Origin of the sequence: Aliirhizobium smilacinae, from assembly GCF_006335145.1 — a bacterium.
GTDB lineage: Bacteria > Pseudomonadota > Alphaproteobacteria > Rhizobiales > Rhizobiaceae > Neorhizobium > Neorhizobium smilacinae.
On the sequence record NZ_VDMN01000001.1, the window covers coordinates 1459783 to 1478018 of the forward strand.

Below are 18236 nucleotides of genomic sequence, written 5' to 3' on the forward strand. Positions count from 1 at the left end.
CCAAAGAGGAAAACCATTCGGGCGAAGGTCGAGCGGCTTGTGATCTCCCCCCTTGTGGGGGAGATGGCCGGCAGGCCAGAGGGGGGGTTTTGGCGGATGACATAGAGACAACGGGGCGCATCATCCCCTCCCCTCCAGCGGAAACACCTTCGACGGGTTCAATATCCAGTCCTCGTCAAACGCCGCGCGCACCGCCATCTGCTGGGCGAGTTCGGCGTCCGTATATTGATGGCGCATCAGGTCGCGCTTTTCGATGCCGACGCCGTGTTCGCCGGTCAAGCAGCCGCCGGCATCGACGCAGAGTTTCAATATCTCGTTGCCGGCCTCTTCCGCTTTCATCGCCTCTTCCGGATCGTTGGCGTTGAACAGGATCAGCGGATGCATGTTGCCGTCGCCGGCATGGAAGACATTGGCGACGCGCAGGCCAAACCGGTCGATGATCTCAGACGTCTGTTTCAGCACATAGGAAAGCTTGCTGAGCGGCACCGTGCCATCCATGCAGATATAATCGGCGATGCGGCCGGTGGCGCCGAAGGCGGATTTGCGGCCCTTCCAGATCAGCGCCGCTTCCGTCGCCGACTGGCATTCGCGCACGGTCAAGACGGCGTGGCGGCGGGCAATACCGACGATGTTTTCCAGCATCGCATCCATTTCCGCTTCCGACCCCTCGACCTCGACGATCAACAGCGCGCCGACATCGAGCGGATAACCGGCCTTGGCAAAGGCCTCGCAGATCTCGATCGCCGGCTTGTCCATGAATTCGATGGCGACCGGAATGATGCCCGAGGCGATGATATCGGCGACGCAGGCACCCGCCTCTTCCGAAGTTTCGAAACCGAAGAGAACCGGTCGGGCACCTTCGGGTTTGGCGATCAGCCGCACCGTCGCCTCGGTGACGATGCCGAGCTGGCCTTCTGAACCGCAGACGAGACCCAAAAGATCATAACCTGCCGCATCCAGATGCTTGCCGCCGATTTCGATCACCTCGCCATCCACCAGCACCAGCTTGACGCCGAGCAGGTTGTTGGTGGTGACGCCGTATTTCAGACAGTGGGCGCCGCCGGAATTCATGCCGATATTGCCGCCGATGGTGCAGGCGAGCTGCGAGCTCGGATCAGGGGCATAAAAGAACCCATCGATGCCGACCGCTTCGGAAATGCTCAGATTGGTGACGCCTGCCTGAACCGTGGCGGTGCGGTTGGCGTAATCGATCTCGATGATGCGGGCCATGCGCGACAGGCCGAGCACGACCGCATCCTCCTGCGGGATGGCGCCGCCCGAAAGCGAAGTGCCGGCTCCGCGCGGCACGACCGGAATGCTATTGCGATGGCAATATTTCATCACCGCCGCGACCTGCGACGTGGTGCGCGGCAGCACGACCGCAAGAGGCATGCGACGATAGCTGACGAAGGCGTCGGTCTCGAACGGAACCAGTTCGCGCGCCTCATGGATGACGCAATCAGCCGGCAGAAGGCCGCACAGGTCGTCGATGATGATTGACCGCCGAGCCAGGACTTCTGGTCGTGGCAGCAGAAACTGGATTGCCTCCGGCATGCATTCCTCCTCGCATGACTCGATCGCAGCCTATTTCATCACGCCGGGAAGCTTCAACCTATTCTTGACGAATGTCGTATCGAGGCTGCCGGCACTCACATTTTCGCAACATCCGGAGGAAAGTTGAACAGCTGTGCAATAAGCTGTTGACGTCTCAGCTTCGCGACCCCTTTATACTTAGCTGAGTAAGGGTTTGTAACGAGTGATTCACGATCAAATTCGATCACGATGCCTCGTTAATCCTGGCGCAAGCATTATATTAGTAAAATGAAACTCTCGGAGGTGTTTTCGAAATTGGGCCTTATGAACCGCATCGCCAGCAATCTTCGTCTCATGGTGCAGCGCCCCCCGCGCCAGCAATATGCTGCGATCTGCTATCGCGCCAAGAAGCGCGGCGAAATCGAGGTTCTGGTTGCGACCAGCCGGGATACCGGACGCTGGGTGATCCCCAAAGGCTGGCCCATGGAAAACAAAAAAGCCCATCAGGTGGCCGAGCAGGAGGCACTCGAGGAAGTCGGCGTCAAAGGCAAGGCGGAAAAGCTTCCATTCGGGTTCTATCATTACCGCAAGGGGCTCGATAACGGCATCAGGGTGCCGGTGCGCGTGCAGGTGCATCTGCTCAAAGTCGAAGATCTCTGCAAGGACTTCAAGGAAAAGGGCGTGCGGCGCATCGAGTGGGTTTCCGCCGAGGAAGCCGCCAACCGGGTGAACGAGCCGGAGCTGAAAATCCTGCTGCTGCAGTTTGCCGAACGCGTTCGCAAGCCGGTGCAGGACGTAGCAGTTGCCAATGTGGCGATGAAAGCCACGGGCTGAGCAGACTGCCTGGCCCAGCATCATAATCTCTTCAAAAGCAAGTGCTAAAATCTCATACTTGGAGACAGGGCAGTATTGCCTCTAGCACCGCCCCTTACCGATAAAATGAAGCATGGCCCAACAGAAGCCGCGTCTGGCAAAACCGACGCTCGACAAGGATCTTGAAAAGCTATCCTCGGTGGAAGACGCCGCGCGACACACGTCGCGTGGGCTCGCCGGTCCGGGCGCGGCACTTGTCTTCATCATTCTCGCCGCGATCTTTGCCTCATCCTATGTGACGGGCGCACCCGGTTCGGTGATCGTCATCGCCGCTGCGGCGCTTGCCGGTTACATGGCGATGAATATCGGCGCCAACGACGTGACCAACAATATCGGTGCGGCCGTCGGTGCCCGCGCCATGACGATGGGCTTCGGCCTTGCACTGGCCGCCGTTTTCGAGGTTGCCGGTGCGGTGCTTGCCGGTGGCAGCGTGGCGCATACGATCGCCAGCGGCATTACCAATGGCGCCCTGGTTTCCAGCCCGAACATGCTGATCTGGGCGATGATGGCGGCGCTGCTTGCCGCTGCCGTGCTGATCAATATCGCTACTTGGGTCGGCGCGCCGATCTCCACCACCCACTCGATCGTCGGTGCGGTGATGGGAGCCGGCATCGCGGCGGCCGGTTTTGGTGCCGTCGACTGGGGTATGGTGGCCGGAATTACCGCAAGCTGGGTAGTCTCGCCGCTGCTGGGCGCCGTGATCGCGGCTGCTTTCCTGCTGCTGGTCAAGGAAACCATCATCTACCGCGAGGACAAGATCGCCGCGGCAAAGACCTGGGTGCCGGTGCTGATCGGTATCATGAGCGGGGCATTTTCCGGATATCTGGCGCTGATCGGTCTCGGCCAAATGATGACGGTTTCCGCTCTTACCGCGACCGCAATCGCAATCGTCATCGGTCTCTTCTCATGGCGGGCGCTGATCCCGGTGATTGCGGCGCAGGCGCAAGGGCTGGAAAACCGCAACCAGTCGTTGAGGAAACTTTTCCGCATTCCGCTGATCCTGTCGGCCGCGCTGATGTCGTTCGCGCATGGCGCAAACGATGTGTCGAACGCCATCGGGCCGCTGGCAGCGATCGTTTCTGCTGTTCAGGACATGGCGACGGACAGTGCGCTCCACGTTCCCGGCGTGCCGCTGTGGGAACTGGTCATCGGCGGATTGGGCATCTCGCTCGGGCTTTTGCTTTACGGTCCGAAACTGGTGCGGCTGGTGGGTGCCGAAATCACCAAGCTCAACCCGATGCGGGCCTATTGCGTTTCGCTGTCGACCGCGCTCACCGTGCTCGTCGCGTCCTGGGCGGGAATGCCGGTGTCGTCTACCCACATCGCCGTCGGTGCCGTGTTCGGCGTCGGGCTGTTCCGCGAATGGTACACGCGCAATTCGAAGCGGCGCTACGAATATATGCGGGTACGTGCCGGCAAGGTTTCCGCCGGGGAGCCGGAGGAAAACGAAACATTCGAGCGCAATGACGACGAGGTGAAACGGCGTTATCTCGTGCGCCGCTCGCATATGCTGAGCATACTTGCAGCCTGGATGATCACACTTCCGGCGGCGGCAGGCCTTGCGGCAATCATCGCGACGGTTATGTTCTCGCTGTTTCTGTAAGGACTTCCACCAGTGCGCGCCAATTTTCGCCTGCAACGGCTTTTCATCGATACACCGCTTTCCGCCGAAACACGGCATGAGGTGGCGAGCGAGCAGTTCAACTATCTCGCCAACGTGCTGCGGCTGGAGGCTGGCGCGAATGTGCTGGTGTTCAACGGCCGCGATGGCGAATGGCTGGCGCAGATCACCTTTCCGAGCCGCAAGAAGATCGTGCTGGCACTGACCGAGCAGACCCGGCCGCAGCCTCCGGCTTCGGATCTGCATTATCTCTTTGCGCCGCTGAAGGTGGGTCGGCTGGATTACCTGATCCAGAAGGCGGTCGAGATGGGTGCGGGCCTGCTACAGCCGGTGATGACCCAGCATGTGCAGGGCAAGATCACCAATCTCGACCGGCTTCGTGCCAATGTGACCGAGGCCGCTGAGCAATGCGGCGTGCTGTCCATCCCCGAGGTTTCCGAGCCGCGCAAGCTGGCCGATATTCTCGAGCGCTGGCCGTCGGATCGGCGGATCATCTTCTGTGACGAGAGTGACGAGGGACAGAACCCGCTGCCGATCCTGTCGAAAATCAGCGAGCGGAAACTGGCGCTTCTGGTCGGGCCGGAGGGCGGGTTTTCGGAAGAGGAGCGCGCGCTTTTGCATTCGCTCGCCTTCGTGACGGCAATACCGCTCGGGCCACGGATACTGAGGGCGGATACGGCAGCGGTGGCGGCGATGGCGGTCATTCAGGCTGCGGTGGGGGATTGGCAATGACATCGCACCGGCAAGAGGCTTGCGAAACCGCAACACTCGGCCTTGTTTTTCTGAACCGATCTTGAAACAAATTCGCTTGCACCGCAGATGAATTCGGTTCAATCAGCCGGACGATCATCAGTCTGGCTTATCATTCAGGCATTCCGACCAAGGTATCTTCATGGCGCGCGATACTACCGACCAGACACCACTCTCCTCGGTATCTGAGCTTTCGGCCTATCTGGCACAGGGCTCGCGCCCGAAAGAGCAATTCCGGATCGGCACCGAACACGAGAAATTCGTCTTCTTTGCTGCCGATAACGGCACTGTTCCCTATTCCGGCGATGCCAGCATTTCCGCGCTGCTGAAAGGCATGCAGGAAAGGCTCGGCTGGGAGCCGATCATGGATGGCGACAACATCATCGGGCTTGGAGAGCAATCCGGCATGGGTGCGATCTCGATCGAGCCCGGCGGGCAGTTCGAGCTTTCCGGTGCGCCTCTTGAGACGATCCACGAGACCTGCCGCGAATCCAACCGGCATCTGGCGCTGGTGAAAGAGATTGCCGAGCCGATGGGCATCCGTTTCCTCGGCCTCGGCGGCAGCCCTACATGGTCGCTTGCCGAAACCCCGCGCATGCCAAAATCTCGCTACGACATCATGACCCGCTACATGCCGAAGGTCGGCGCCAAGGGTCTCGACATGATGTATCGCACCTGCACGATCCAGGTGAATCTCGACTTCTCTTCCGAAGCGGACATGGCGCGCAAGATGCGCGTGTCGATGAAGCTGCAGTCGATCGCGACCGCGCTGTTTGCCTCCTCACCGTTTACCGAAAACAAGCCCAACGGGCTCGTCTCCTGGCGCGGCGACATCTGGCGCGATACAGACAACCAGCGTTCCGGCGCCCTGCCCTTCGTCTTCGATCCGGATTTGCGCTTCGACCACTATGTCGAATGGGCGCTTGACGTGCCGATGTATTTCATCGTCCGCGACGGCAAATATCATGACTGCACGCATGTCACCTTCCGCCAGTTCATGGCCGGCGCCCTGAAGGGTGAAGTGGCCGAGTGGCAGCCTAATATGGGCGACTGGACCAATCACCTCTCGACGCTCTTCCCGGATGTCCGACTGAAGCGCTTCCTCGAAATGCGCGGCGCCGATGGCGGACCGTGGCGCAGGATCTGCGCCCTGCCGGCCTTCTGGGTCGGATTGCTCTATGACGATGCGGCACTTGCCGATGCGGAAACGCTGACGGCCGACTGGACGTTCGAAGACGTCGTCGCCATGCGCGACAGCGTGCCGAGCCAGGGCTTGAAAGCGACGATCAGGGGCCGTTCGGTTCTGGACGTAGCACGCGATACGGTGCGTATCTCGACCGCGGGCCTGAAAGCGCGGGCGCGGCTGAACGGCGATGGCCAGGACGAAAGCATTTTTCTTGCCCCGCTCGAGGAAGTGCTGGCGAAAAAGGCGACGCTCGCCGACGATCTGCTCGGGCTTTACAACGGACGCTGGAACGGTTCGGTAAAGCCGGTGTTCGACGAATATCAGTACTGATTCTTCGCCTTCCTGCCCCCTCACCGTCATCCTCGGGCTTGTCCCGAGGATCTATGCACGTCGAGCCAAGTCGGGGCGTAGCAGATGCTCGGGACAAGCCCGAGCATGACGGAAGATGGGTTTGAATCCCTTTCCCCATAGACAAAAAAGGCCCGGCGCGGATGTCCGGCCGGGCAAGAAGCAGGGCTTTTGGCTCACCCTGCGGGGAAAACTGTCTGTCAGCGCCGGGCTGGGCGTGAAAAGCGGGTGCGGGCACGTTCGCGTGCTGCCTGGCTCAGGAGCAATGACGGATCGTCAAGAACACCGGAGCGGTCGAGTGCGATGACGACATCACCACGCGTCAGACCGATATCATCCAGCTGGTAATCGTCGAATTCGGCCAGGCTGTTGGACGCGATGCGGTTGCAGATGGCGCGCCATACGGATTTGATACGCACCAGCGTGGTCGAGCCGCCGGACTGAAGGCCGGAGGCCTTAACAAGCTTGATATCTGTTCCGCATTCGGTCGTGCTCATCGGGGTATCCTTTCATCGGGCACGGTCAAGGCTTACCGATCGCTGCTGCAAACGGACTGCCGGTGAAACATCTGCGCTTTTGGCAAGCGCCGTTGTTGAAGAATTGCCGTCGTTATCGGTTAATCGTATTGATCAGTCCAACGAATGTTTCTAATGATGATTATCAAGTTCACTGATGGATTGCGCTCATGTCCGCTCCTCTCGATATCGACCAGTTGCATACTTTCATCGCCATCATCGACACCGGCAGCTTCACCAAGGCCGCCGACCGGGTGTTCAAGACGCAATCTGCCGTCTCGATGCAGATGCGACGGCTCGAAGAACGGATCGGCAAGCAGCTGTTCGCCAAGGACGGTCGCGGCAACCGCCTGACCACCGAGGGCGAGAAGCTGATGAACTACGCCCGCCGGATCATCAGGCTGAACAACGAGGCGATCGCCGCCTTCGATGACAACCGGCTGGAAGGCACGCTGCGCATCGGCACGCCGGACGATTATGCCGACCGCTACATGCCGGAGATCATCGGCCGGTTTGCCAAGACCCATCCGAATGTCGAGCTCTACATAGTCTGCGAACCCTCGGTTAGCCTTGCAGAGAAGATGGCGCGCGGCGAGCTGGATATTGCGCTCGTGACCCACAATCCGCGCCAGAGGATTTCCGACGTGGTGCGGACAGAACCACTCTGCTGGGTGGGATCGGCCAACCATCCGCTGAAGGATGATGCGCCGGTGCCACTTGCGGTGGGACGCCGCGACTGCCTGTGGCGTCAGCTTGCCTGTTCGGCGCTCGATGCGGATGGACGCGAGTATCAGGTCCTGTTTACCAGCTGGTCTTCCACCGTCATCGCGGCTGCGATATTGGCCGGCATGGCCGTATCGGTGCTGCCGGAATCTGCGTTGCGACCTGGCATGAAAGTGCTGACCGCCGCCGACGGCTTTCCACCATTGCCGCCGGTGCAGATCGGCCTGATGAAGCGGCCGGGGCTTTCCCCCTCGCTGATGAACGCGATCACCGACCACATCACCGCCTGCCTCGACAACATCTCGCCGGCAGCGGCACCCGGCGATCTGGATGGCGAGGTGAAGACGTTTCGCCAGTCGCGTGGCCGCTCGGGGCAGTTGATGACGACGGGGTGGTGAGAGGCACCGTTTCGTTGACTTTCATTCGGACGAAGCGCAGGCTGACCGCGTTGCCTGGGAGAGATCGTTGAGCGAAAAAACGTCCCATATTTCAGCATCACTGCCGGCCGAACTTGTCGAACGGGTGGATAATCTTGCCACTTTAATCGAGCAGGATCGGGCCTGGATCATTCAACGCGCGCTTGAAAACTATCTGACAAACGAAGGCGCTGATCTGCAGGAAGACGCTGCGGGATTGGCAGAGCTGCAGGCCGGCAAGTTCAGCGAACTCGACGAGGTTCTGAAAAAGGCAAACTCCATCGTCGAGCATGCCGAAGCAAAGCGGGCACTACGAGCACGGTGACATGCCAAAACGCACGGTCCGTCTTTCCATAAGGGCCGAGCGATGGCTTCTCGCCTATATCGGCGAACTGGCAGAGCAAAATCCAGCAGCAGCACGGAACATTCTTTTTCGCCTCGACAAACTTCAAGACATCTTGGCAGAGTTTCCCGAAATGACCGAGCATGGGCCGATACCCGGCACGCGTCGCGTGGTCATGCGACCGCTTATTCTCACCACACGACTAAGGGGTGATATTCTTGAGATCGCTTCCATTCGACATGAAAGACAGCAGCCCCCGCATCGCCCAAAAGGCGATTGTGGTCTCCGGCGGGAACGACAGCTGTCTCTTTCATAGTTGAATCTGGTTACATCATTTCATAATCTCCAGTCGCAGCACCTGCACCCCGCGATTGGAATAAATTATCATGCTTACGCTTCGCCAGATGCGTTATTTCGAGGCTCTCGCCACGACGCGGCATTTCGGCAAGGCGGCGGCGATGGTACATGTCAGCCAGCCGGCGCTTTCCACCCAGATCATGGAGATGGAGGATCATCTCGGCGCGCAGCTGGTGGAGCGCAACCGGGCGGGTGTGCTTTTGACCGCAAAGGGGGAGGATGCGTTATCGCGCATCCGCGTCATTCTCGGTGCCGTCGACGAGCTGGAGGAGGTTGCAAGACGCAAGAGCTGCGTGCTTGGCGGCCCGATCCGTATCGGCATCATCCCGACGGTCGCCCCCTATCTGGTGCCGCGGCTGGTTCCTCATCTGCGTCGGGCGTATCCGGAGATCGAGATCGAACTCAAGGAGGCCGTGACCGATAGGCTGGTGGCGGAGCTGACCGAGGGCCGGCTGGATGCGGTGATCGCGGCGCTGCCGGTGGAAGCCGAAACGATCGAGACACGTTCGCTGTTTGCCGACCGATTCTTCATGGCGATGGCAAAGAACGACCGTGACGTGTTGATCTCGCCGATGACTGAAAACCAGGTGGATGCTGACCGGCTGCTGCTGCTTGAGGAAGGGCATTGCCTGCGGGATCAGGCGCTTGCGGTCTGTGGTGCAGCAGGCAAACGCAGCCTCGTCAATTTCGGCGCGACCTCGATGGCGACGCTGCTGCAGATGGTTTCCCACGACATGGGGATGACGCTGATCCCGGAAATGGCGCTCGCTTCGGAAACCACGCGCAACAACCTGAGGATCGTGCCTTTTGCCAACCCCGCACCGGCGCGCGAGATCGGCCTGATCTGGCGCAAATCGAGCGGCAGAACGGAGGATATGACGGCGCTGGCGCAAGCCGTCATCGCCTGCGCGCCATCCGGAGACGATAGGCCAGGCGATGCGGTTGTTTAGAACAGGCAGCGCTACGACAGATACTTTTTAAAGAAGGCGGTCGTCCTGCTCCAGGCGAGATCGGCGGCCGTCTTGTCGTAACGGGCGGCAGAGGTATCGTTGTTGAAGGCGTGGTTGACGCCTTCGTAGACGAAGATCTCGAAAGTCTTGCCATTCTTCTCCAGCGCCTCGCGATAGGCGGGGATACCGGCATTGATGCGTTCGTCGAGGCCACCGTAATGCAGCATCAGCGGCGCCTTGATCTTGGGTACGTCCGAAGCCTGCGGCTGCTGGCCGTAATAGGCGACGCCGGCATTCAGTTCCGGCGAGTTTACCGCCATGCGGTTGACGAGGCCGCCGCCCCAGCAGAAGCCGACAGCGCCGACCTTGCCGTTTGCACCTTCATGTTTCGCGAGCCATGTACGCGCCGCTTCGCCATCGGCTGCCGTCTGTGCCGGATCGAGCGTCGAGAACATTTCGCGCGCCTTGTCCTCGTCGGCGGGCGTTCCTCCGAGCGGAGACAGAAAATCCACCGCGAGCGCATTGAAGCCTTCGAGCGCCGCACGGCGGGCGACATCGCGGATGTGTTCGTTCAGACCGCGGTTCTCGTGGATGACGATGATGGAGCCGAGCGGGCCGGTCGCGGATTTCGGGCGGACCCAATAGGCTTTCCTCTCGCCCGTCGAGCCGGGAAAAGTGACATCTTCCGTAGTCAACCTGTCGTCAGCGGCCTCGACCACGGCGGCGCGAGCGCCGTTGCCGGCAAGCATGGGGGCGATGGCTGCGGCTGCCGCGCCGGATCCGGCCAGAGCCGTCAACCGCTCCATGAACTTGCGGCGATCGAGATGGAGATGCGTGTATTCGTCATAGGCGTTGATCATCGCCTGTGTGACTTTTGGCTTCGTGTCCATGCTGCCTGCTCCTCTCGCTTTCAGTGAGGCGAAGGTAGGGCAGGCCTTGCAACATGGCGATGAAGCGCGAGGTCGCCCGCGCTACACATATGCGTGAGGGCAAGGCCGGATCAGGAGGTGGCGAGCCAGATCGCCAGCCAGCCCCACATCAGCACGGTGGCGAGAAAACCGACCATGAACAACGGACGGCGCAAGAGCAGCCGGTTGCTGGTGACGTGCACATAGGAATGCACATAACGCGAGATGACAAAAATCCAGGCGAGCCCGATGGTGATGATGTTGTCGGCATTGCAGATGAAAATCGCCACGACACCGGCATGAAACAGCATCGGCAATTCGAACTGGTTCTTCAGATTGTTATGGACCAGCAGGCTTTCCGCCGGTTCGGCAAGGTTTTCCTTGAACTGCCGCGGATCGACATCTCCGGAGACAACCGCGGCCATGCGGCGCTTCGACAGCATGTAATAGAGGATGAAGACCAGAAAGGCATGGGCGATCATCGGCCAGAACATGGCGGTCGTGTCGGTCATCATCGGGCAATTCTCCTAATTTTGCCGGTGTTCTGACACGAAAACGGGCCAGGTAAAATGCCCGGCCCGCCTGAAATCGGTGGAGACTTTTCGTCAGATCAGGAGCTGGCGCCCGGATAGTTCGGGCTTTCGCGGGTGATCGTGACGCCATGCGGGTGGCTTTCGCGAAGGCCAGCGCCGGAAATGCGCACGAAGGTCGCCTTTTCCTGGAAGTCGGGAATATCCTTACCGCCGACATAACCCATAGCGGCCTTCAGACCACCGGCCAGCTGGTGCAGCACGGCCGAAACCGGACCCTTGTACGGAACCTGGCCTTCGATGCCCTCCGGCACCAGCTTCAGCGTATCGCGCACTTCCGCCTGGAAATAACGGTCTGCCGAACCGCGGGCCATGGCGCCGACGGAACCCATGCCGCGATAGGCTTTGAACGAACGGCCCTGGTAGAGATAAACTTCACCCGGGCTTTCATCGGTGCCGGCCAGCAGCGAGCCGACCATGACGGCCGAAGCACCGGCGGCGATTGCCTTGGCCAGATCGCCGGAGAACTTGATGCCGCCATCGGCGATGACAGGAATGCCGTGCTTGTTGCCTTCCTCGACAGCTGCCATGACAGCTGCGAGCTGCGGCACACCGACGCCTGCAACGACGCGGGTGGTGCAGATCGAACCCGGGCCGATACCGACCTTGATGCAATCGGCGCCGGCATCGATAAGCGCCTTGGTGCCTTCCGAGGTCGCGACATTGCCGGCGATGATGCGGATCGCATTCGACATCTTCTTGACCTCGGCAACCGCATCCAGAACCTTCTGGCTGTGGCCGTGGGCGGTATCGACGACGATGACATCGACCCCGGCTTCGATCAGGCGCTCAGCACGTTCGCGGCCATCAGAGCCGGTGGAGATCGCGGCGGCGACGCGCAGGCGACCCTGAATGTCCTTGGCGGCATTCGGGTTGAGCTGCGACTTCTCGATGTCCTTGACGGTGATGAGACCAACGCAACGGCCCTCATTGTCGACGACCAGAAGCTTCTCGATGCGGTGCGAGTGAAGCAGGCGCTTGGCTTCGGACTGTTCTACGCCGTCCTTGACCGTGATGAGATTCTCGCGGGTCATCAACTCGTAGATCTTCTGGGAAGGATCTGAGGCGAAACGGACGTCGCGGTTGGTGAGAATACCGACCAGACGGCCCGGACGACCGCCGTTTTCGACGACCGGGATGCCGGAAATGCCATGCGACTTCATCAGCGACAGGGCTTCGGCCAGCGTTGCGTCGGGGCCGATCGTTACCGGATTGACGACCATGCCGCTTTCGAACTTCTTGACCTGGCGGACTTCCTCAGCCTGTTCGATAGGGGTCAGGTTGCGGTGGATGACGCCCATGCCGCCCGACTGGGCCATGGCGATGGCAAGACGGCTTTCGGTGACCGTGTCCATGGCAGAAGACAGAATCGGCAGCGAGAGGTCGATATCCTTGGCGATACGGGTGGAAATGTTGGTCTGACCCGGCATGATTTCCGAGTGCCCCGGCTGCAGAAGCACATCATCGAAGGTAAGCGCTTCCGCGCCGGTTGCCGAGATTACGATGCGAGCCATTGCCAGTTCCTTCAGTTGGATAGGCAGAATCCGCCGGAAAAAGGAAAACCCTTGTCCGGTTGCTTCTGCATGAAATACATGGAAGTTGGCGAGGGCTGGTAACACGTTCATGACAACAAGGGAATAGAAAATTCCCGGGAGGCAGACCCTCCGGGTTTGCATGGCTTGGTATAGAAGGCCTTCACTGATTGCAGGCTGGACAGGGATGTCGGCCGCGATCGTGAAAATTGAGAGTTGGCAGAAATCACTTGATACCTATGCTGCGTAGTCACCAATATTGCAGCATAGTGGGCACGGATCATGCATATCTCACGCGGGCCGCAGGAATGCGTCGCCGTCTCCCGAAAGGGACATATAAGCCAAAGCCACCCTCGCGGGTGGCTTTGGTCGTTTTGGATGTTACTCGACAGTTCTGGATGACTATATATGACGGGCACGATTGCGCCCGTCGCCGGTCATATATCGAACTGGTAGCTCTTCGGCACGAACCGGTATCCGGTTTCCTGCCTTTCGGCGTAACCGACGGCCGGGAACGGCATGTGGTAGCCGAGGAAGGCGACCTTGTCGGTGGAGACCATGTCGAAGACCTTTTTGCGGGTGGCTGCGGCGGCCGTCTTGTCCATATCGAACTTCACTTCCCATTCCGGACGCTGCAGCGACAGCACGAAATGGTTGGCCGTGTCGGCCGTCAGGATCAGGCGCTTGCCGGCGGATTCGACATTGAAGATCAGATGGCCGGGCGAATGGCCGAAGGCAGCCATGCTGGTAATGCCAGGGACGACATCGGCGCCATCACCGATGAAGGTGATCTTTTCGGCGAGTGGCTTGACGTTGGCGAGCACACCCTTCTGACCGCCTTCGGCCGGCGTGCCGACACGCGCGGGATCAGTCCAGAAGTCATATTCCTTCTGGCCGGCGACATAACGGGCATTCTCGAAGGCCGGCTTTCCGTCTTCCATCAGGCCGCCGATATGATCGCCATGCATATGGGTAAGAACGACGATGGTCACGTCCGCCGGCATGTAACCGGCCGCGGCCATGCCTTCGATAAGACGACCTGCACCCTGCGCGCGGCCGGCCTTGCCGAAACCGGTATCGAACAGGATGACGTCGCTGCCGGTATCGATCAGGGTCGGCGAGAAGCCGTTGACGAACTGGTCGGTCGGCAGGAAGTTTTCAGACAGAAGCGCGCCGACGGTTTCAGCGGACTGGTTGATGCCGAAGGTCTCGTTCGGTACGCCGGACGGCCGGGCGCCATCCTTGACGACAAGAACCTCGAAGCTGCCGACCTTGAATTTGTGAATGTCCGGCGGGATGACGCGATCGATTGCCAATTTTCTGCTCGCTTTGCTGCTGTCCTGGGCGAAGGCTGCCCGATTGCCGATGATCGCCGGGGCGGCAAGCAGGGTGAGGCCTGCAGTGCCCAGCAATGTTCTTCTTCCGATACCCGTTCCAGTCATGTCCCGTTCCCTCTCGACTGATTTCCAGAAACGCTAACCTAGTGCGGCAGGAAGAAAAGTTGACGATCATCAGTCGCTAAAAGCGAATTTTCACGCAGACGTGACGGAGGCCGCAGAACGGCCGGCCATCAATGCAAGAAACGACAGGATCATCCATTGGCAGATCGGCATTAGAGGTCTACATCGCCTCTACCCTTCATCTTCCCGGGCCTCATGCCGTGGCATCCGCATCCATGAACCGCATCATTCCGCTCATCCTCGCCGTCGCGCTGTTCATGGAACAGATGGATTCGACGGTGATCGCCACGGCGCTGCCGACGATCGCCTATGATCTCGGCGTCAGTCCGATCACGCTGAAACTGGCGCTGACCTCCTATATGGTGGCGCTCGCGATGTTCATTCCGATCAGTGGCTGGATGTCGGACCGGTTCGGCGCCAAGAAGGTGTTCCGGCTGGCGATCTGCGTTTTCGTCATCGGCTCGATCCTCTGCGCCATATCGGATTCGCTGCTGCAATTCGTCATGTCGCGCTTCCTGCAGGGTATGGGCGGGGCGATGATGACGCCGGTCGGGCGCCTCGTGCTGCTTCGAACCACCAAGCGCAGCGATCTCGTCTCGGCCATGGCGCTCCTGACCATCCCTGCCCTTGTCGGACCACTGACCGGGCCGCCGATCGGTGGTTTCATCACAACCTATTTTTCCTGGCACTGGATTTTCATCATCAACGTGCCGATCGGCCTTGTCGGCCTCTATCTCACCGGCGTCTACCTGCCGGAAGTACCGCCGATGGAAACGGCGCGGATGGACTGGATGGGTTTCCTTCTGACCTCCGTCGCCGCGTCGGGCGTCGTTTTCGGCCTTTCGGTGATCGGCCTGCCGGCGCTTCCGCCCGCGGTCGGGATCAGCGCGACGATTGCCGGCTTTATCGCCACATTCCTCTACATTCGCCACGCAGCGCACCACCCTCACCCGATCCTTAACCTGAAAATCTTCAATGACCGGGCGTTTCGCGCCTCGACGACGGGCGGCACGCTGTTTCGCGTCGCCACCGGGGCGATCCCCTTTCTGATGCCGCTGATGCTGCAGCTTGGTTTCGGGCTGAATCCGTTCCAGTCCGGGCTGATCACGTTCTCAGGCGCGATCGGCGCGCTGACGGTGAAATTCATTGCAAGAAGGGTCTTCGCGCTGACCGGTTTCCGCACGGCGCTCTTGGTCGCCGGCATGCTCGGCGCAGCGATGACCGCGGTGAATGGTTTTTACACGCCGGAGACGCCGCATATCTGGATCATCGGCGCGCTGCTGGCTGCTGGCTTCTTCCGCTCGCTGTTCTTCACCGGCGTCAACGCGCTCGGTTATTCGGAGATATCCGACGACCTGGCGAGCCAGGCGACCTCGATGGCATCAGCGCTGCAGCAGGTGAGCCTGGCGCTGGGCGTGGCGTTTGCCGCCTTCATCCTGGAAATGTCGTCGATGTATTCCGGCAGCCATCTGCAGCTTGCAGATTTCCACCTGGCCTTCTTCATCGTCGCAGCCATCTCGCTGTTCTCGATCATCCCGATCTTCAGGCTCGACCCGTTGACGGGGACGGCCGTTTCCGGCCATCACGGCCGGCGCCCGGCCGAAGTGCAGCCGGAAGCCGGAGAATAACCGTCAGTCGTCGGCAGCCGCGTCTTCGTCAGCCTCGACCTCTACCTGCCTGCGGCCCTTGAAATGCTTGGCGAGCAGGAACATTTCGACCGATTCCTGACGCGACGAAGCGGGCTTCACGTGCACGACCTGCTTGAAGTTCTTCTTCAACAGGTCGAGCAGATCCTTTTCCGTGCCGCCCTGGAAGGTCTTGGCCAGGAAATGGCCGCCTTCCGCCAGAACCTCGATAGCGAAATGCGCCGCGACCTCGCACAGATGCATGGTGCGCAGATGGTCGGTCCGGTGGTGACCCGTTGTCGGGGCCGCCATGTCGGAGAGAACGAGGTTCGGTGTGCCGCCGATCGCTTCCATGAGGAGAGCGGGAGCGGCGTCATCGAGGAAGTCGAGCTGCAGGATTTTTACACCCGGCAGCGGATCGACCTCAAGGAAGTCGATGGCCGCGACGCGGGGATCATCGTCCGTCGAGTTCGTCACCTTTGCGGCAATCTGTGACCAGCTGCCCGGTGCGGCGCCCAGATCGATGATGCGACGGGCGCCCTTTAGGATCTGGTGCTTTTCGTCGATCTCCAGCAGCTTGAAGGCCGCACGGGCGCGATAACCCTCCAGCTTTGCCCGCTGGACGTAAGGATCGTTGATATGGCGCTCCAGCCAACGGCGCGAGGACGCCTTCAGCTTGCCCTTCTTGACCTTCTGGCCGAGCTTTCTGCCCGTTCTGTTTATTCCGACCGGTGTCTTCGTCATCGCCGTCTCAAACCTTCTCCGGAACCTGTCGCACCCGATCTGCGCGAGCGCATGCGTCGCCAGACGCCATCATCGGCCATCATATCGGTCAAAAGACCTTCGCGCAGCCCGCGATCGGCAACGCGCATTCTCGGGCTTGGCCAACGCCTGCGGATCGCCTCCAGAATTGCGCAGCCCGCCAACACGAGATCTGCCCTGTCCGGGCCGATGCAAGGGTTGGCGGCACGCCCGGCGAAATCCCAGGACAGGAGTTTCGCCTGCATGGCGGACACTTCCGCATCCGACAGCCACAAACCATCGACCTTGCGGCGGTCATAACGCGGCAGATCGAGATGGACGCCGGCAAGCGTCGTCACCGTGCCCGACGTGCCGATCAGATGGAAATCGTAGTCGCCATTGTGGGTGGAGGCTTCCTGCGGCGGGCAATCGAATTTTGCCAGCATGCCCTCGACTTCGCAGGTCATCGCCTCAAACACATCCGGCGTCACGTCGCGGCCGCCATAACGCTCCGACAGCGTGACGACACCGACGGGCAGCGAGGTCCAGTGGGTGATGTGGTTGGCAAGCCTGGAGGACCGGTTGTCGCCGATGCGGATGACGGCGATTTCCGAGGAGCCGCCGCCGATATCGAACAGCACGATCGAACGCGCCTCGCGACCGACCAGCGACGAGCAACCGGAGACGGCAAGCCGTGCTTCAGTCTCGCGATCGATGATTTCGAGCTCGAGCCCGGTCTCGGCCAGCACGCGCGCCAGAAACTCCTCGCCGTTTTCGGCAGCGCGGCAGGCTTCGGTGGCGATCAGCCGCATCTTGCGGATCGGCTTGGCGGCCAGCTTCAGGGCGCAGATGCGCAGGGCCTCGACGGCGCGATCCATGGCATCGTTCGACAGCCGGCCCGTCGCAGCAAGCCCCTCGCCCAGACGAACGATGCGCGAAAACGCATCGACGACGCGAAAATGACCGGGGCGTGTCGGCTGCGCAATCAACAGGCGGCAATTGTTGGTGCCGAGATCGAGCGCTGCATAAAGATCGTCATGGAAAGGAAGCGCCGCCTCGACCGCCTGCAGCGCAGCCGTCATCCCGCCGCCCTGCTCCGACGACGGACCCGACAGGGCACGCGCCAGTGCGGGTTGCGATACGCCGTTCAGAGCGCCTTTTGCCTGTGTGAGTGGACGCCCCTGCAGACCGCGCCCGGACCGGTTTTTCTTCCGGCGGTCACGACCCTTGCCGCCATGAGGTCGGTCACCCTGGTTTTTGTCCTCATGCCGCTGGCCGCCCTCGGCAACTGGCGGAAGGGCCGGTTGTGCATGGGTGCCGGCATTGGCCGCACCTGACGACTGGGACGATCCGCTTCGACTCTCGGCATGCGGCTTGCCACTGGCTTGCGCGACGGCACCGGATGCTGTCTGCGACGCATGGTCGGGTGATGCGGCGTGATGGGACCTCGAACGTCGACGCTTGCGTTTGCGCGCAGGCTGATCCTGCTTCGCAACATCCGATTTCACGGAATCACGTTTCGCCACGTCCTGTCTCGACAGGTCCTGCTTTTTTTCTGGGCGCGCGGCCGGGTCGGCCTGAACAGCCGAAGACGCGTGCAGAGAAGCTGTCGCATTGCGGTTTTTACCGCCGCGCTTCCCTTTCCTGCGACGGGGCCGCTTTTCTGCCCCACGCTCTCCGGCCGACGCCCCGCCATCTGGCGGCGCGCGGCCGCTATCGGGGTCCATTGGTCGTTCTATCCATTTCGCGGCGCACCGCCAGAAAA

General features: G+C 60.8%; 17 protein-coding genes. 9 read left to right on the plus strand and 8 right to left on the minus strand.

Annotation, left to right across the window (positions count from 1 at the left end; all coding sequences use genetic code 11):
• Positions 1 to 120: 120 nt before the first annotated feature.
• Positions 121 to 1554 carry an FAD-binding oxidoreductase gene (locus FHP24_RS07205; protein ID WP_139674885.1) on the minus strand — a complete coding sequence of 478 codons (1434 nt, stop codon included), beginning with the start codon at positions 1552 to 1554 and terminating at the stop codon, positions 121 to 123.
• A gap of 294 nt (positions 1555 to 1848) precedes the next feature.
• Between FHP24_RS07205 and FHP24_RS07210 the strand changes: the two genes are divergently transcribed.
• From FHP24_RS07210 to FHP24_RS07225, 4 genes are all read left to right on the plus strand, one after another.
• Complete coding sequence (locus tag FHP24_RS07210; RefSeq protein WP_139676179.1) at positions 1849 to 2367, plus strand: NUDIX hydrolase; 519 nt, start codon at positions 1849 to 1851, stop codon at positions 2365 to 2367.
• 112 nt (positions 2368 to 2479) lie between these two features.
• Positions 2480 to 4009 carry an inorganic phosphate transporter gene (locus FHP24_RS07215; protein WP_139674888.1) on the plus strand — a complete coding sequence of 510 codons (1530 nt, stop codon included), beginning with the start codon at positions 2480 to 2482 and terminating at the stop codon, positions 4007 to 4009.
• Positions 4010 to 4021: 12 nt separating this feature from the next.
• Complete coding sequence (locus FHP24_RS07220; protein ID WP_139674891.1) at positions 4022 to 4759, plus strand: 16S rRNA (uracil(1498)-N(3))-methyltransferase; 738 nt, start codon at positions 4022 to 4024, stop codon at positions 4757 to 4759.
• A 160-nt stretch (positions 4760 to 4919) separates the two neighbouring features.
• A complete protein-coding gene (locus tag FHP24_RS07225; protein WP_139674894.1) occupies positions 4920 to 6293 on the plus strand; it encodes a glutamate--cysteine ligase in 1374 nt (457 codons plus the stop codon).
• A 218-nt stretch (positions 6294 to 6511) separates the two neighbouring features.
• On the opposite strand, the gene FHP24_RS07230 is transcribed toward FHP24_RS07225, so the two are convergent.
• A complete protein-coding gene (locus FHP24_RS07230; protein WP_139674897.1) occupies positions 6512 to 6808 on the minus strand; it encodes a DUF1127 domain-containing protein in 297 nt (98 codons plus the stop codon).
• A gap of 188 nt (positions 6809 to 6996) precedes the next feature.
• Between FHP24_RS07230 and FHP24_RS07235 the strand changes: the two genes are divergently transcribed.
• The 4 genes from FHP24_RS07235 (at position 6997) to FHP24_RS07250 (ending at position 9615) form a co-directional block, all read left to right on the plus strand.
• On the plus strand, positions 6997 to 7947 hold the full coding sequence (locus FHP24_RS07235; protein WP_139674900.1) for a LysR substrate-binding domain-containing protein: 951 nt from the start codon (positions 6997 to 6999) through the stop codon (positions 7945 to 7947).
• Between the two features lie 67 nt (positions 7948 to 8014).
• Complete coding sequence (locus FHP24_RS07240; RefSeq protein WP_139674903.1) at positions 8015 to 8290, plus strand: CopG family ribbon-helix-helix protein; 276 nt, start codon at positions 8015 to 8017, stop codon at positions 8288 to 8290.
• A 1-nt stretch (position 8291) separates the two neighbouring features.
• Positions 8292 to 8624, plus strand: coding sequence for a type II toxin-antitoxin system RelE/ParE family toxin (locus FHP24_RS07245; protein ID WP_139674906.1), 333 nt, complete (start codon positions 8292 to 8294; stop codon positions 8622 to 8624).
• A gap of 70 nt (positions 8625 to 8694) precedes the next feature.
• The gene (locus FHP24_RS07250; RefSeq protein WP_139674909.1) at positions 8695 to 9615 is read left to right on the plus strand and encodes a hydrogen peroxide-inducible genes activator; all 921 of its coding nucleotides are present in this window, start codon (positions 8695 to 8697) and stop codon (positions 9613 to 9615) included.
• Between the two features lie 11 nt (positions 9616 to 9626).
• On the opposite strand, the gene FHP24_RS07255 is transcribed toward FHP24_RS07250, so the two are convergent.
• The 4 genes from FHP24_RS07255 to FHP24_RS07270 form a co-directional block, all read right to left on the minus strand.
• Complete coding sequence (locus tag FHP24_RS07255; protein WP_139674912.1) at positions 9627 to 10505, minus strand: dienelactone hydrolase family protein; 879 nt, start codon at positions 10503 to 10505, stop codon at positions 9627 to 9629.
• Positions 10506 to 10615: 110 nt separating this feature from the next.
• A complete protein-coding gene (locus FHP24_RS07260; RefSeq protein ID WP_139676180.1) occupies positions 10616 to 11035 on the minus strand; it encodes an MAPEG family protein in 420 nt (139 codons plus the stop codon).
• A 98-nt stretch (positions 11036 to 11133) separates the two neighbouring features.
• Complete coding sequence (gene guaB, locus FHP24_RS07265; RefSeq protein WP_139674915.1) at positions 11134 to 12627, minus strand: IMP dehydrogenase; 1494 nt, start codon at positions 12625 to 12627, stop codon at positions 11134 to 11136.
• 455 nt (positions 12628 to 13082) lie between these two features.
• Positions 13083 to 14087, minus strand: coding sequence for an MBL fold metallo-hydrolase (locus tag FHP24_RS07270; protein WP_139674918.1), 1005 nt, complete (start codon positions 14085 to 14087; stop codon positions 13083 to 13085).
• Between the two features lie 233 nt (positions 14088 to 14320).
• Here FHP24_RS07270 and FHP24_RS07275 point away from each other — a divergent pair, with 233 nt between their 5' ends.
• Complete coding sequence (locus tag FHP24_RS07275; protein ID WP_139674921.1) at positions 14321 to 15733, plus strand: MFS transporter; 1413 nt, start codon at positions 14321 to 14323, stop codon at positions 15731 to 15733.
• Positions 15734 to 15736: 3 nt separating this feature from the next.
• On the opposite strand, the gene FHP24_RS07280 is transcribed toward FHP24_RS07275, so the two are convergent.
• The gene (locus FHP24_RS07280) at positions 15737 to 16474 is read right to left on the minus strand and encodes an RlmE family RNA methyltransferase (protein WP_139674924.1); all 738 of its coding nucleotides are present in this window, start codon (positions 16472 to 16474) and stop codon (positions 15737 to 15739) included.
• Entirely contained in the window at positions 16471 to 18198 is a 1728-nt protein-coding gene (locus tag FHP24_RS07285; RefSeq protein ID WP_139674928.1) for a Ppx/GppA phosphatase family protein, read from the minus strand. Before FHP24_RS07285 ends, FHP24_RS07280 begins: the two co-directional genes overlap by 4 nt.
• Positions 18199 to 18236 lie beyond the last annotated feature (38 nt).

Excerpts from the sequence above, each read along its gene's own strand:
- FHP24_RS07285 (WP_139674928.1), bottom strand. The coding sequence starts at position 18,198 with ATGGACCCCGATAGCGGCCGCGCGCCGCCAGATGGCGGGGCGTCGGCC.
- FHP24_RS07235 (WP_139674900.1), top strand. The coding sequence starts at position 6,997 with ATGTCCGCTCCTCTCGATATCGACCAGTTGCATACTTTCATCGCCATC.
- FHP24_RS07275 (WP_139674921.1), top strand. The coding sequence starts at position 14,321 with ATGAACCGCATCATTCCGCTCATCCTCGCCGTCGCGCTGTTCATGGAA.
- FHP24_RS07260 (WP_139676180.1), bottom strand. The coding sequence starts at position 11,035 with ATGACCGACACGACCGCCATGTTCTGGCCGATGATCGCCCATGCCTTT.
- FHP24_RS07280 (WP_139674924.1), bottom strand. The coding sequence starts at position 16,474 with ATGACGAAGACACCGGTCGGAATAAACAGAACGGGCAGAAAGCTCGGC.
- FHP24_RS07255 (WP_139674912.1), bottom strand. The coding sequence starts at position 10,505 with ATGGACACGAAGCCAAAAGTCACACAGGCGATGATCAACGCCTATGAC.
- FHP24_RS07245 (WP_139674906.1), top strand. The coding sequence starts at position 8,292 with ATGCCAAAACGCACGGTCCGTCTTTCCATAAGGGCCGAGCGATGGCTT.
- FHP24_RS07270 (WP_139674918.1), bottom strand. The coding sequence starts at position 14,087 with ATGACTGGAACGGGTATCGGAAGAAGAACATTGCTGGGCACTGCAGGC.
- guaB (WP_139674915.1), bottom strand. The coding sequence starts at position 12,627 with ATGGCTCGCATCGTAATCTCGGCAACCGGCGCGGAAGCGCTTACCTTC.
- FHP24_RS07225 (WP_139674894.1), top strand. The coding sequence starts at position 4,920 with ATGGCGCGCGATACTACCGACCAGACACCACTCTCCTCGGTATCTGAG.
- FHP24_RS07215 (WP_139674888.1), top strand. The coding sequence starts at position 2,480 with ATGGCCCAACAGAAGCCGCGTCTGGCAAAACCGACGCTCGACAAGGAT.
- FHP24_RS07250 (WP_139674909.1), top strand. The coding sequence starts at position 8,695 with ATGCTTACGCTTCGCCAGATGCGTTATTTCGAGGCTCTCGCCACGACG.
- FHP24_RS07230 (WP_139674897.1), bottom strand. The coding sequence starts at position 6,808 with ATGAGCACGACCGAATGCGGAACAGATATCAAGCTTGTTAAGGCCTCC.
- FHP24_RS07205 (WP_139674885.1), bottom strand. The coding sequence starts at position 1,554 with ATGCCGGAGGCAATCCAGTTTCTGCTGCCACGACCAGAAGTCCTGGCT.